Origin of the sequence: Chryseobacterium sp. JAH (assembly GCF_001507335.1) — a bacterium.
Classification (GTDB): Bacteria; Bacteroidota; Bacteroidia; order Flavobacteriales; family Weeksellaceae; genus Chryseobacterium.
Genome location: NZ_LMAH01000013.1, coordinates 1 through 14514 on the forward strand (window position 1 = coordinate 1; position 14514 = coordinate 14514).

The window sequence follows — 14514 nt, forward strand, 5'->3', positions numbered from 1 at the left end:
GGAAAATCATTAGAGGCGGTAGATAAAGTAAAGGATGCTATCACCACTCAAATTTCCACCGAACTATTGGCTTATGAACTAAGAAATGCTCTGGAACATCTGGGAGAAATTTCGGGAGAAGTTACAAATGATGAGGTGCTAGGGAATATTTTTTCTAAGTTTTGTATCGGGAAATAAATTAGCTTTTCTTTACTTTCTTTTACTTTCTTTTGTTTGATTAACAGTTGGTTATGTAAATTTTATTTTCTCTTATTAGACTATATTTGTATATTTGTACCACTTCTGTACTACTTCAGACCTTAAAAATAGCCAAAAGTAGTACAAAGTAGTACAAAGCCGAATCTATGAAAATATCACTTAGTCAAAGAAAATTGAAAGACGGCAGGATTAGTCTGTCAATCGAGTTTTACCGTGGTTCTGAAATTACTGATGACGGGAAAAGAAAGCATCTGAGAAATTTTGAGAATTTAGATACCTATCTAATTGTTGATCCAAAAACTGCCAAAGAAAAAAAAGAAAATAAAGAAGCTTTGGAATTTGCAGAAAATGTAATTGCAATTCGAAAAGCTGAATATGCGCAAGGAAGATTTGAGTTGAAAAATACTGCGAAAGCTAAACGAGTATTTTTAAACTTCTTCGCTGATCTTGCTGAGGAAAAACGAACGCTCGATTCGTCAAATAATTATGGTAATTGGTTCTCTACCTACCAGCATCTAAAAAAAGTAGTTCCAAAGAACTTAACTTTTGAGGAAATTGATGAATACTTCATTAAAAAAGTTCGGAAATACTTTGAAAAGGATGCAATTAGTAAAAGTGATTTACCTCTTTCTCAGAACTCAAAGTATTCTTACTTCAACAAGTTTAAAGCTGCACTTCGAAATGCTTTCGATAATGGATATTTGACGATAAATTATGCTTCAAAAATAAAATCATTTGAGCAGGCTGAAAGCCAAAGAGAATATCTTATTTTTGATGAATTACAACGATTAGCAAAAGCGGAATGTAAATATCCGGTTTTGAAAAAAGCTTTCCTTTTTTCGTGCTTATCAGGTTTACGTTGGTCGGATATCAATACTTTGATTTGGAAAGAAGTCCGTGATGAAGGTGATATTTCTAGAGTCAATTTCCGACAAGAAAAAACAGAGGGTGTAGAATATCTTTATATTTCAAAACAAGCCAGAGAATTGTTGGGCGAAAGACAGGATCCACAAGAAAGAGTTTTCAAAGGCTTAAAATATGGAATGACCTACAATACAGAAATTATCCGCTGGTGCAATCGTGCTGCGGTTCCGAAACATATAACTTTTCATTCTGCTCGACATACGAATGCTGTCTTACTTCTGGAAAATGGTGCAGATATTTATACAGTTTCCAAAAGATTGGGACATAGAGAATTGAGAACTACGCAGATTTACGCAAAAATTGTGGATAGCAAAATGAAGGAAGCTGCTGAGATTATCCCTGAACTAAATATCGAACTGTAAAAAATATATTTTTAGGTAGAGTAATATTTTGGTTAGTAAAATTGTACTGAATCTTTTTTAATCCAGATTATTCTTATTTAGACTTTTGACATTCCAGATTAATCCATACTACTCCTATTTTACCTTTAAGTGTTTGACTATATTGTTTTTATGGTTTACTATGATGACTTTTGCTTCAGTAAATTTGTTAAACGTAAGCAATGGAAAATAACGAAATCATTCTGCACAAACTCAACCGAATTGAAAAACATATTTTCGGTTTAAAGGAAATTCTGAACGTCGAAGAACTTGCAGACTATACGGGATTCAAGAAATCCTACATTTACAAATTAGCTCATTCGCACAGTATTCCTTTTTCCAAACCCAACGGGAAAGTTCTATTTTTTGAACGCAAAAAAATTGACGAATGGTTGTTAAAAAACAGCCATAAATCAAATGATGAAATTCAACAAGAAGCCTTAGAATTTTCTTTACGCAAAAATAAAACCTGAAGGGCAAAAATATTCTGCCCTTACAACCTATCTCATTCGAGAATTTTAGGTAGAAAGTGAATGATGTGTTGCCTTTAGAACTACGCTGTATGTAAGTCTCCCTATTCGTTGGACAGAATTATACCCTCACCTTTTGTAAAATTATAAAATATTTCATTTCGGTGTTGTCGTTGTTGGAAAGATTTGTTGAAAAGGAGAAAACTCGGTTATGGTATCCTGCGCTGGCGAGTTTTTCTTTTTCCACAAATACTGCATTGGAGAAATGTTTTGTAAACTTTCGTGAGGTCTGTCGCTGTTGTAATGTTCCATCCATTCTGCAGTAATTTCACGAACTTCAATGAGGGTATTGAAAATTCTTGCATCCAAAACTTCGGTACGGTAGCTACGATTGAATCTCTCAATAAAAGCATTTTGTGTTGGTTTTCCAGGTTGGATATATCGAATTTCAATTCGGTGTTTGTGACACCAATTGGTAAATACAGAACTTGTAAATTCAGGACCATTATCTGTTCTGATGGCTTTTGGTTTCCCCCTTTCTTTCACGATCCATTCCAATAAATCAGTCATGTGCATTGCTCCGATGGAAAGTCCTATCTCTATCCAAATTGCTTCCCGGTTGTAATCATCAATGATATTAAATGTTCGGAATCTTCTCGAATTGAATAAAGCATCACTCATAAAATCCATACTCCAAACTTCGTTGTAGTTGCTCGGAACTTCCAGATTTTGCCTCTCTCTTGAAGCTAATCTCCTTCTGCGTTTTCTTAAAATGTTCAATCCAAGCTTCTTGTAAACACGATACACCTTCTTGTGATTCCAGGGAAAGCCTTGATTCCTCAGACTGTGAAACATTTTCTTAAATCCATAGCTTGGATGTTTCTCCGAAAGTTCATTCAGACAACCAATTAGTTCTGTATCTTCCTTTCTTTGGGAATGATAATAGTAACTGCTTCTTTCCAAATTCAGAGATTTACACGCCTGCCGGATGTTTATCGCATATTCTGACACAAGGTAATTCACAACTTCTCGCTTGGTAGCAGGCTTTACCACTTTTTTGAAAGTACATCTTTCAATGCTTCATTTTCCAGGCTCAAATTGGCAAACATCTTCTTCAAACGATTGTTCTCAGATTCCAATTCCTTGATTTTCTGTAGTTCTTTTGTTGAAGATATCCCTCCAAATTTCTTTTTCCAATCATGTAAGGTTTGGTAGTGGAAACCATATTTTCGAGACAATTCTTTTGCAGTCTGTCCCGACTCATACTCTTTTAAAATTGCCAAAATTTGGCTGTCTGTAAATTTGCTTGTTCTCATATCCTAAAATTAATTGTTTTTTTATCGTTAATTTTAGGGGTATAATTTGTCCAGTTTTTGGGGAGACTTACAATAGTTTACTAATTTTCCACATATTGCAAATAGTGTATTTTATCTCTACTTTTGTGTTATGGATTTAGCAAACAACATTAAAACGATACGTGAGAAGCAAAACCTTATGCAAAAGGAAGTTGCTTTGCACATTGGCGTAGATAAATCTACTTACTCCAAAATTGAAAAAGGATTAAGAGAACTTACGGTTTCGGAACTTAGTAAAATGGCTAAACTTTTTAATCTTACCACAGATCAGATCATTAATTACAATGAAAATATAATTCCTAAAGAGATTGTAATTGAAGATAAATCGACTCTCGAACAAATGGAACTCATTCAGCAGCTCGACGAAGAAGATAAAAGCACCGTCTTTAAAATCATCGATAAAATGCTTACCACAAAAAAATTTAAAGATTTTTTTAATAAAAACGTAGCTGCACTATAAAACAAAAACCCTCGCAATTTGCGAGGGTTTTTATGCTTATACAAATAGAACATTGGTACTAACGTGTAGAAGTTTTTTTATACAATATATTTTCATCTGAATTCACTTCTATAATTGTTTCACTATTTTGTTTATAAACAGGAAAAGAAGTAATCATCAAAAATTTCTCAGCATCCTTATTTGATAAAGGTTCTTCTAACTCATTATCTTCATTGTTATAAAATCTTAACAAGGTAATTCTATCACCTTCCATAGTCCACTGATCTTCTCCTTGATACATTAGCTTAAGATCTTTATTGTAAATTTTATGAATGTAAATATCATTTTTGAGGATGAGTGTATCAATTATATTTTCTCCTTTAAAAGAATAACTTCCTAATAAACTTTTTTTTGCTGCACAACTCATCATAATTATTGAGCCTAATATAGAAAACATTATTTTTCTCATTTCATTTTATTTTTATCTACCCAAAATAAATATGTTTGTCTAGTAGTACTTTGAGGAGCACCAACACCATTTGTTCTAGGAATATTTCTTGATTCAGCCTTATTAAATGGATTAAGAGAGTAAGATGATACGGACTTAGAGTCAAAAGCCATTACAACAACCTTATTTCCAACAGGATAAAAGCTGAAATTAGTTTTACCCATAAATTGCCCTTGCATATTGCTACCTTCTGCAGCAACACCAATAAGCCCAAACATACCAGAAAAAGAAGCCTTTTCATTCATAGATGTATCTCTAAAATAATCTACCGCAGTTTCATACATATCAGTTTCCATAAGTTGTTTTACAGCGGTATTTTCTTTTCCTGCAAGCAAACTGTTTTCAGGGCCACCACCATTTAAAAATTCATCAAATAAATTTGCCCAATTAGTACTGTTCATTCTTCGAGTATAACCTTTCAAGTTCTTTGATGAAGCCATCCATTGATCATCACCAGTTGCTCTATCAACAATTCTTGTTTTTCCATTAAATTGCGCCCCACCTCCTACATAGTGATAAAAATCAATTTCATTGCCACCTAAATCACTAATTTGTCTAGTTTTTCCTGTTTTCAAATCTGTTTCATATTCATTTGGAGGTTTTTGAGAGCCCATAAAGCTTTGTAGTGATCTAAATGCAGATTGAGCATCAGCTCCGGTATAAGTCGTTCCTGAAGATGTTTCTTCAACACCTCTTCCGTCTGGATCTATGAATCTTATAGGATTATTTACACCATAATTGTAAGGTGAGTGTCTTGTGTATAATTCCGCCAGCGGATCTATCACACCCCATCTTCCCAAGTCAGGCATGTAAAACCTTGCACCATAATCATACATCCCGTAGTCTACTGTACTTTCCAGGATTTGCTAACTCAAGTTTTTTTCGTGCGAGGCTTTACACTTTGAACGTCTTCGCTTGCTCGCTTTTTCAAAAGTAAAGATTTTCAGCTGAAAAAAAATGTGGTTTTCCCTATTTTTTATTTCAATTGAAAAAGAAAAGTTGTTTCGTTGTCGGTGTTGTTGTAAATGTGGACTTGTGGGAAAAACGGCGCCGGGATTTTAGCGTTGGATTTTTCCACAAATCCACATTTCCGTTGTATTGATGGCTAAATTTTCAACTGAAGGACTTTCAAAAGCGATGGCGCATTTTTCCTTATTTCGGGTGGTTGAAGCTTGGGCAAAAAGGTATTTTTCGATGCTGGTTTTGGGATGGGAAGATTCGGGGGCGCTGGAAGCGGAGTTGCTCTGCACGAAGCGTAGGAAAGCATTTTACATAATCTCAAATTATAGGCAACGATGGACTTTGTGCGGAGCGAAGCTTCAGCGGAGTGGAGAACAACGTTTTGCGGCTGCTTTGCGTATAATTTTGATTATGTAATTTGCTGTGGCTTTAAAGCGTTGGAAAAGCTTCGGAAAAGAGTTGGAGAAAATGTCTTTTTTGAAGTGAGGGCGGGATATTTAATTCAAAATGCAAGCGGTGGATTCAGGCTTCCAATTTCTCTTTATTACAGTTTTACAAACAGAGTAAATAATTCGTTTTGTAATGTTTGTAATTTTGTAAGGTATTCATTTTAAGATATATACTTTTCAATTTCCTGTTTCAGATTTTCGAGTTCGGTTTGGTTAAAATATTCCAGACTTCTTAAATATCTAAATCCTGCTTTGTATTGAACTTCTCTTAAATTATATTGCTTGAGCCAAAGATTGATCCTGCTGTTTCTGATAAGTTGTAAATTTTCAATATTGATTTGTTTTCTGATTTGTGATGTGATGCTGCTTAATTTTGTTTTTTCACTGACAATAAATAATTTATCTGTTGCTTTTACGGTTTTTGAGATTTGTAATAATTCTGTTCTTATTTCATTAATGTATTGATAGAGTTCTAATATCTGTGAGGCTTCTAATGGTAAATTCCTTTCTTTTAATCGGCTTTCTGTAGCTTGGGGAACTTTAATGATTCCTTTTTGTAAATCAATATCTTTTACTTTTAATTCTCTTAAACATCCCGAACTTAAACCCTGATAAATTAATAATCCTAAAATAATTCTGTTCCGTTTTTCAAATAATTTAAACTGTCCTTTTTTATGTTTTATTTCTCTAAATTCTTTCTCGATATCCTGTAGTTCTTCTTCTGTTAAAAATCCTGTAAGTAATGGTTTCTTCGCTGTTTTTATTCTAAAATTTTTTAGCGGATGATCTTTTCTTTTTCCTTGTAATTGTAAATATTCAAAGTATTGTTCTATGGTTTTGAGCTGATTATTTACCGTAATTAATGTATATTTTTTCTGCTGTAATGCTACAATTTTTAATAGTTCTGCTGTACTGATTTTATCAAAATTCTGTTTTCCTGAACATAGATTTTTCCATAATAAAACCTGCTTTTCTTTTTCTATTAATGTATTTTCTGCATAATGATAATTGCTCTTCAGATAATTTAAAAACTCTTTCATAAGTGCGTATATCTCTGTGTGCTTTCTAAACTTCTGTGCCCTAAAAATCTGCTGACTTTTTCGAGTTCCATTCCGTTTTTAAGTAAATGGGTTGCAATACTGTGTCGTAATAAATGTGGATATATTTTCTTTGTGATACTGCTTTTCTCTGCTACCTTTTCTATAATAAATTCTATTCCCGAAGGCGTTAAATTCCCTTTCTGTCCCTGTAAAAAACATTCTCCTTTATGGATTCTTTCTTTTAAATATTCTTCAAAAATATCTTTTGCTTTGCTGTGTATCGGAACTTCTCTCTGATAACCTGTTTTAGATTTTTTTATTAATACTTTTCTGTTTTCTAAATCTACGTCTTCGAGTAATAATTCGGCTGATTCTCCTGCTCTTAATCCTAAATAATATAAACTTGCCAATACTGCTTTATCTCTTGTATTGATGGTGGTTTCAAACAGACTTTGTATTTCTTTCGGGTTTAAAATATCTATCTCCGGAATATGGGTTTTAAGGCTTCTGCAAATGACAAGATTCGTTTCTTTCTGCTCAATTTCCTTTCTGTAGGTTCTGTATAATTTCAGTCCTGTCAAATGATTGTTTACCGTACTATTGCTCAATAATTTTTCGGGATTATTTTTGTTTTTCCTATGTTTTAAATAACCGATATAATGGAGTGGAAGATTTCCTTTTTCTCTGTATTCCTCATATTCTTTGACGATTGACAAGATCCTTTTAATATTCTTTTTCTGATAGTTTCTAAGCTCTAAATATCTTCTAAATTCTTCCATTATTTCAATAAGTATGATGGTTTTGCTTACTCAATATTTTAAATTTTGGGTCGCCAGCTTTTTTATAATTGATAAATGATTGATGATAAATGACTTAACTAATCGTAGGTGTTTATTCTTGTGACCCATTAGTGAATCACAGTGACCCAAACTTACTTTTTCTCGGTCTTAAGTTCTTTTATCTGCTTCAATAAATAGTCTTTTATTTCTGCTCTAAGCTTCTGATAATTATCCCAATAGCTTACTTTGTAACGGATTCCTGTATTATTAAATCCTCCGACTTGTTTTATATATTCCAACTCTAAAAGGGTATTGATATACCGCTGTAACTGTGTTTTTGATAAATTAAATTCCTGTCTTATTTCTCTTTGTATAAAGTCTTTTTCAGGTGCTTTTATAAACTTCTTCAGCTTTTCAAAAAACTGCCTTAAACTTCCGTCTAATTCATCAACTTTCAGAACAATGCTTTCAAACAATACTTCTGTAGCCTGTTCTATATCTTCGATTTCTGTAATCAAGTAATTGCCTGCAGGTGCTACCTGCCTTTGATATTGATTTATAAATGTAACCTGTTTAATAACTGCCTGATACATCTCGTTTAATCTCCTTATTTTATGAACCTTTTCGGGAAGATTGAGTTTCGTTGCATATGGATTTATAACCTCATAATGCTTTAAATTTCTGACTAATTTCTGTATAAAACCGATTGCTTTTTCCTGTTCGTTTCTGTCGATTTCTCCGGCATTTCTGCGGTTCTGATACTCGATAATCCTCTGTGTTTGTTCCTTGCTTTCATCGACTGCCAATAAAAAACTCCTGCTCATATTATCTTCGTAGGTTTCGCCTTTTGTGGTTGCGGATAAACTGCTAAATTGACCTTTCACGATTTTATGGGAAGATTTATTATTTCCCTTTTTATCCTTGATGGTTACTGAACTTCTTAATACTTGGTTGCTTATAAATTCTCTCAGCGCATACAATGCATCTTCTTTTAATCCGTCCAGATCTTCAATAATTATGATCTTTTGGAATAAATCAAATTCTCCCCAATTGTATAAACTCGATTCTGTAATTCTCGTAAATCTCAACACGTCTTCCGATGGCATCAAGTCCGCTATTCTACTGATAATATGAGTTTTTCCGCTTCCCGAACTTCCTTGTACAATTCCGTGTAATGGACTTTTATTTAAGTAACTTATTGTAATTAAAAAGAGTAATAATCTGCTCTTTTCTTCACCGATAATTCCTGCTTTTTCAATTAATTGGTTCAGGTTCTGAAGTAAATTTTTCTGCTCCAAAAAATCTATTGCCGTTTTCGGTTCTGCCCTTGGTTCTGCCTTTGGCTCTGCTTCTGTAACTTTTATTTTTTTATTTTCAGTTGAAAGAAAAATATCTTTTCGGTTCTTTAGTAATTCTATAAATATTTCTTCGTTGTGGAGCTGTAATGTTTCGTTTACATCATTATTCGGCAGTTCAACGTTTGTAATTAACAATTTATCATTGACCATTAATAATTGTTTTCCGTATTTTTCTACTGCGGTTTTTCCTGCTTTATCCTGGTCAAAACAAAAAATAATCTCTTCCAGTTCCGGAAGTTCTTTTATCGCTTGTAAAATCTCCTCGTTCAATCCGTTTGTTCCAAAACAGCTTATCAGACTGTAATTATCTCTGATTTCTTTTATCTGGAGCAAACTCGCACAATCGATTATCGCTTCCGTTAAAATCAGTTTTTTAGTGTCTGGTTTCGGATAGTTTGGATAGATTCCGGAACGATTCTTTAAGTAAAAATGTTTACCGTTTTTGTTCTCTACAATTGCTCTAAAATAGAAGCTTACGATTTCTCCGGATTTATTTTTCAAAGGAAAAGCGATACATTTATTCGCAAAAATACTGTAGCCTTTTTCTCCTGTCCTGTTGTTGATTAATCCTTTATCCTGCAACAATCCAACTTCCAGAGCATTGTTTATTAACTCTTCGCTTTTTCGTTCTCCGTGGTGGAACTGTCCGCTATTGTAGCCAATTTCTAAAATGGAGTTGTCAAGGTTTCTTTTTTCAATATATTGTTTCGCAGGAACTGAGCAGTACAGCGCTTTTCTAAAATAACTGAACGTATTTTCTAAAAAAAGGGCAGACTTTTCTTTTGCAAAATCGGTCTGCCCAAGGCTCTCCGCAGTACCTCTAATATTTTTAACAGCTGATTCGGGATTTATCATCCTTTCAGCTTTCTTGATTGCTTCGTGTTTTGATAGTTTCTCGTAATCTTCTATAAACTGGATGACATCGCCTGTCTTTCCGCAAGCATGGCATTTGTAAAAGTTCTTTTCCAGGTTCACCTGTAGACTTGCCGTTTTATCATCGTGCATAAAACATTTTAGCATTGAGTTTTTAGGTTGCAAACTGTAATGCTTCAGGACTTCGGATAAACTTAAACGTTCTTTGATTGCGGAGATTTCCATAAAATAAAATTTTTGAAAAAAGTTTCATATACCTTATTGAGTACAAAGATATATTATAAAATCTATTTATCAAAAATTATTAGATTTTTATTTACCTTATAAAGTATTTATATTTGCTTATTATTAGTAAAATACAGTGGTTTAATACCTTAAAAGATATAAACTATGGATTCGTTTGGTAAAAAATTAAGAGAATGCAGAGAAGCTAAAAACCTTTCCCAAAAAGATTTGGCAGGAATTTTAAATACTTCTTATTCTGTTATCGGGAAGTACGAACGTGATGAGATGATTCCTTCTATTGAGGTTGCTAAAAATATTGCTAAAATTTTAGGAACTACAGTTGGTTATCTTTTAGGAGAGACAGAAGAAGTAAACATCTTCAAAGATCCTGCAATGCTCAATCGCTTTAACGACATCGAAAAACTCGATCCTGAAAATAAAAAACATCTGCTTTCTGTTGTGGATGGGTTTATACAGGCGCTTAAAATTAAAAATATTGCTGCACTTTAGTTCTGTTTCCTTATACAAAACAGAACATCATATAACACAAAAACCTCGCAAAATGCGAGGTTTTTGTGTTTTTTGCCTTTGATGAGCAAATCAATTTATAAAAGATGAAATACATCTAATAAATACACTATTCCAAAAGATAAAAGAAAAAAAACTAAAAGTCCTATAGAAAAATTATAAAATCCTTGAGAAAAACTAGAACCTATATCTTCTTGATCATTTTGAAAATCTTCTTTTTTCAAATTCTTATTAAAAATTTTAAAAAAATAATATCTCGTATTTAAACCTAAAATTTGGGTAATTAGCCCCCCGAAAATTATTTCAAGTAAAGTCATAATATTACTTATTAATTAAATTGAGGTCTATAGCCTACATTTTTATGCAACCAATTCCGAATAGGGCTATCTGGTTTTGCCGCATTTACAGCACCTGTAACAACCGGTCGTGTTATCATCCCTTTTCCGACTGTACCATTCACATAATCTACTCCTCTGTTTAATGTATTATTTATTACTCCTCTTGTACCAGTCGCAGGACCAAATCTGCTTAGAACACTCAGTCCTTCAGGCATAAGAGAGTTTACAGCTTTAGCTCCTCTTGCATAGGGAGCTGCCGTAGCTACTGTATTCACTAAAGCATCTGCTTGTTGGTAATTAGGCGTGCCATCCAAATTTCCATAATTTCCTCCTAAAGGGTTTGACCATTCGGGTCTTTCCATAAGTCCTCCATCAAACATTTGTGCGGTAACGTAAGCATTATTAGCGATTCCGTATGAAAATTTCGCAAAGAAATTACTTGAATTAGCCCATTTTTCAGTTAAATCTAATTTTTGTTCACTCATAAATGTACCAGATGGAGCATTAATTGTTGTTCCCGCACCTGTAACAAATGTATTGTTTATACCTGAACCATCAGAATTGTTAGTTACAGAACCATCACTATTTAAAGAATAACTATATCCACCCATTCCTAAAGTAGATTCTCTAGAAATTGTAGCAGAAGCAGAGACAGCAGTTACATCTTGATAGCCTGCGGCTTCTGCTTGAGCAACTGTTTGTACATTTGGATCATATGTCCAGGTTGATGCTCCATTAGCAGTTTGTCTAACCCAATCAGTTCCTTGCCTTCCATCAGGATCAATAAATCTGATAGGATTATTGAACGCATAATTGTAAGGACTATGACGAGTCATCTTTTCCGCCAGCGGATCCACCACTCCCCATCTCCCAATATCTGGCATATAGAATCTCGCACCATAATCATACATTCCGGTCTCTTGGAGTTCTTTACCGTTGTACTTATAGTTTTGATATTTTCCCGCTCCAAAATAAGCGTTCCCTGTTTTCAAATGATTCATACCAAAAGGATAATAATCATTGGCATCTGTAATTTCAAGAACTCCTGTGCTGTTTCTCCCGAAACTTACCCTCACATTACCAAGGTGATCTTTATACTGGTAAATATACTGATTTTTTTGATAATCATAATAACCTTCTGCCGTTGGGAAAAACTGTAAATCTGGTGTTTTAACCGCTAAGGTATTTAAATTGGTATTATCTGCTTCTACCGAAAACGCTGTGATTTCCATAGCTCTTGAAGTTTCTGAAAACATTCCTGATGATGAACCACCACCACCCGGAGGCGTGACAACTGGCGTTGTATTCTCAAACTTCATATACTGAAAGCCGTCAAGATAATCACTTGTCGTTTTTGTTGACGTATTGCCGATAAATCCTGTAATTACCGTATTATTTACTTTACTAAGCTTTGTACCGTCTGCTCTGTATTTTGTGATAAGACTTACATATTCATTCCCGTTCCTGCTAAGCTTTAAAATATTGGGAAGATTGAGATAATTGTATTTTATTTCGCTGATACCCTTGTCAGCCATGTTTTCCATATTGCCATTCAGGTCGTATGTAATAGATTGTCCGCCACCCTCATATCCTGTTCCATTTTGTGAGGCATCAGTGATATTTGTGACTTTATTTCCACCGCCTGTATAAAGGTATGTTAAATCATCAATTTGTGTTGCAGTCGTACTTCCGTTTTCCACGACAGAAGTCCTGAACAGATTGGTGATATTCCCATTCAGATCATACGATAGAGATTCCAGGTTTTCTTTACTGTAAGGGTTATTGGGATTTTGGTAATATCCTGCCAACAATCTGTTGAGCTTATCGTAAGAATACCCATACCTTTTCGGATTTGAAGGAGGATTCGTACCTAACACTTCTACCGATCTCCAATCCACCTCCGCAATATTGCCATTGTATTTAAGGGTCACATCTTTTCCCGTAAACTGTAATCCTCCGGGATTGGTGATGCCCTCTTTCTCATTGTATTTTATTCTGTATGAAAATAACTTTCCTCCCAGATCTGCCAAACTCATCTGATCTTTGTTAATGTGCGTCATCCAACCTCTGATGTTGTAGGCATAATCAATGCTTTGAAGATCGTTTCCAACCTTTTTGTTTTTGAGCTGTGAGAGTTCGTTATATTGATTTTCAGCCAATAAAACTTCAAGTCGATCGTCCACCTTATGATAATGCTGAACCAATCTGTTCTGATGATCATAGTTAAACCGCTCTTTTACCACAATTCCCGTTTCACCCTGTTTTCTCAAATGATAGGTATCTATTTTTTGAGGAACACCCGAAAAATCCAGTTCAGATTCAGTCTTGGTATATCCTCCCAAATGATTGATGGAATGTGTGGCTACAGCCCTTCCTTTAGTATCATACCATGTGTAATTTTTTGTCCAGTTATCATCTTCGATGTTTTTTACGTAAGAGGCAACCGGCAAACTTTTGGTACTAATATTAGAATTTTGAGCATCCTGTGTCAAAACGGTGTAACCCGGTAGAGTGGGCGTAAAAGATGGTGTTCCCTGAGGATAGGTGTCATAATAATTAACTGACAGTACCGTTTCGATATCAAGGAAATAACCGTTGCTATAATAAATCTGCATTCCGTTTTTTGTAAATCCGCTTGCAGATCTGCTTTCTGTAATCACTAAATTTCCGGCCTGGCTTTGCATACTATCTCTGCTCCCGCCCTGAATGATTCCTGTATATGCTATTCTTCCAAACTGATCATATTTTGTAATGAGCCATTTGCTCTGTTGCTTTAACTTGGCATCCTGATTCATGATCAGCCGGTCTGCTTTATCATACACCATATATTCCCAGCCTTTCCCAGGAAGCTTCTTCTCAACCAACCGGTTTCTCCCGTCGTACCTGTACTGATAGTAAAGATTTTCAACAGTTGTAGGTTCTACTGTAGGAGCTGAAGCTAAAGGTGGGATTACACAGGCTAACTGATTATATTCATTATAAACATAGTAGGTGTCTAGATTTTCTGAAGCACTCAATACTTTTCTTACTAATAATGTCTGACCTTCTCCGTTTTTGAATTCAATCGTTTTATTACCGTCTTCATCTGTAACCGTATTTTTATATAATTGATTCGGTAAAAAATACTGGAGTAACTCTACAGAAGTTTCTGTTCTTCCTTCAACCCAGGTTGTAGTAGTTTTATATTTTCTTACATAATCAGCAGGGGCATTAGCATCATAATCAAACTTAACAGGTTTGGTGCTCCAGTCGTTTCCGACCTGGATCTGTTGCTGAACCCTGTCTAAGGGTGAGTTCTCCAGTATCTTTTCTGAGTAAATTTTTTCAGATCCGTAAATACCCGGCTGGGTTGCGTTCGCTAAAGGAGTGGTATAAATTGCTCCATTTTGTGTTCCGGTTTGCGGAACGGGGAGGTAATCTAAAGTCTGCCTCCCAAAGCTGTCATATACAATATGAGTCACCACATCCTTTGATAAAGGACTTGCTTTAATATTCACAATCTGCTTGGGTCTTCCCAAACCGTCAAAATACTGAATTGTTTCTACACTCTTTGGTGTAGAACCGGTAGGATCGGTCAGGTAGGTTTTGGAATACACATAGTTTTCACTCGTGCTGAGATTCAGGGTGGACTGTGCATGGGATATCCCCACTACAAACAGCATGCTTATCGGGATTAATATTTTTTTCATG

Annotated in this window: 11 protein-coding genes and 2 pseudogenes; 5 read left to right on the forward strand and 8 right to left on the reverse strand. The window is 34.5% G+C overall.

The window, feature by feature from the left end:
• The 3 genes and pseudogenes from AR685_RS17930 to AR685_RS17685 all read left to right on the forward strand — a co-directional run.
• Window positions 1–177 (forward strand): annotated as a pseudogene (locus AR685_RS17930) (tRNA uridine-5-carboxymethylaminomethyl(34) synthesis GTPase MnmE); the annotation flags it as partial.
• Between the two features lie 167 nt (window positions 178–344).
• A complete protein-coding gene (locus AR685_RS17680) occupies window positions 345–1484 on the forward strand; it encodes a site-specific integrase (protein WP_059125428.1) in 1140 nt (379 codons plus the stop codon).
• Between the two features lie 200 nt (window positions 1485–1684).
• Entirely contained in the window at window positions 1685–1975 is a 291-nt protein-coding gene (locus AR685_RS17685) for a helix-turn-helix domain-containing protein (RefSeq protein ID WP_059125429.1), read from the forward strand.
• Between the two features lie 153 nt (window positions 1976–2128).
• Here the strand turns inward: AR685_RS17685 and AR685_RS17935 are convergent.
• A protein-coding gene (locus tag AR685_RS17935; protein WP_228376465.1) for an IS3 family transposase occupies window positions 2129–3288 on the reverse strand; the annotation gives its coding sequence in 2 pieces (ribosomal slippage) (window positions 2129–3033 and window positions 3033–3288; 1161 coding nt in all).
• A 130-nt stretch (window positions 3289–3418) separates the two neighbouring features.
• On the opposite strand from AR685_RS17935, the gene AR685_RS17700 reads away from it, so the two are divergent.
• Window positions 3419–3787 carry a helix-turn-helix domain-containing protein gene (locus AR685_RS17700; RefSeq protein WP_059125431.1) on the forward strand — a complete coding sequence of 123 codons (369 nt, stop codon included), beginning with the start codon at window positions 3419–3421 and terminating at the stop codon, window positions 3785–3787.
• A gap of 58 nt (window positions 3788–3845) precedes the next feature.
• Here AR685_RS17700 and AR685_RS17705 read toward each other — a convergent pair whose 3' ends face one another.
• The 5 genes and pseudogenes from AR685_RS17705 to AR685_RS17940 all read right to left on the reverse strand — a co-directional run bounded on the left by AR685_RS17705 (window position 3846) and on the right by AR685_RS17940 (window position 9958).
• Window positions 3846–4235, reverse strand: a complete 390-nt coding sequence (locus AR685_RS17705; RefSeq protein WP_059125432.1) for a hypothetical protein — start codon at window positions 4233–4235, stop codon at window positions 3846–3848.
• A pseudogene (locus tag AR685_RS17710) lies at window positions 4232–5113 on the reverse strand (RHS repeat-associated core domain-containing protein); the annotation flags it as partial. The gene AR685_RS17705 and the pseudogene AR685_RS17710, both read right to left, overlap by 4 nt.
• Before the next feature lie 731 nt (window positions 5114–5844).
• Complete coding sequence (locus tag AR685_RS17720; RefSeq protein ID WP_059125435.1) at window positions 5845–6723, reverse strand: tyrosine-type recombinase/integrase; 879 nt, start codon at window positions 6721–6723, stop codon at window positions 5845–5847.
• The gene (locus AR685_RS17725; RefSeq protein WP_059125436.1) at window positions 6720–7502 is read right to left on the reverse strand and encodes a tyrosine-type recombinase/integrase; all 783 of its coding nucleotides are present in this window, start codon (window positions 7500–7502) and stop codon (window positions 6720–6722) included. Before AR685_RS17725 ends, AR685_RS17720 begins: the two co-directional genes overlap by 4 nt.
• A gap of 152 nt (window positions 7503–7654) precedes the next feature.
• Window positions 7655–9958, reverse strand: a complete 2304-nt coding sequence (locus tag AR685_RS17940; protein ID WP_165592845.1) for a CHC2 zinc finger domain-containing protein — start codon at window positions 9956–9958, stop codon at window positions 7655–7657.
• A gap of 165 nt (window positions 9959–10123) precedes the next feature.
• Between AR685_RS17940 and AR685_RS17735 the strand changes: the two genes are divergently transcribed.
• Window positions 10124–10468, forward strand: coding sequence for a helix-turn-helix domain-containing protein (locus tag AR685_RS17735; protein ID WP_059125437.1), 345 nt, complete (start codon window positions 10124–10126; stop codon window positions 10466–10468).
• A gap of 95 nt (window positions 10469–10563) precedes the next feature.
• On the opposite strand, the gene AR685_RS17740 is transcribed toward AR685_RS17735, so the two are convergent.
• Complete coding sequence (locus tag AR685_RS17740; protein WP_059125438.1) at window positions 10564–10803, reverse strand: hypothetical protein; 240 nt, start codon at window positions 10801–10803, stop codon at window positions 10564–10566.
• Between the two features lie 11 nt (window positions 10804–10814).
• The gene (locus AR685_RS17745; RefSeq protein WP_082671971.1) at window positions 10815–14513 is read right to left on the reverse strand and encodes a DUF6443 domain-containing protein; all 3699 of its coding nucleotides are present in this window, start codon (window positions 14511–14513) and stop codon (window positions 10815–10817) included.
• Window position 14514 lies beyond the last annotated feature (1 nt).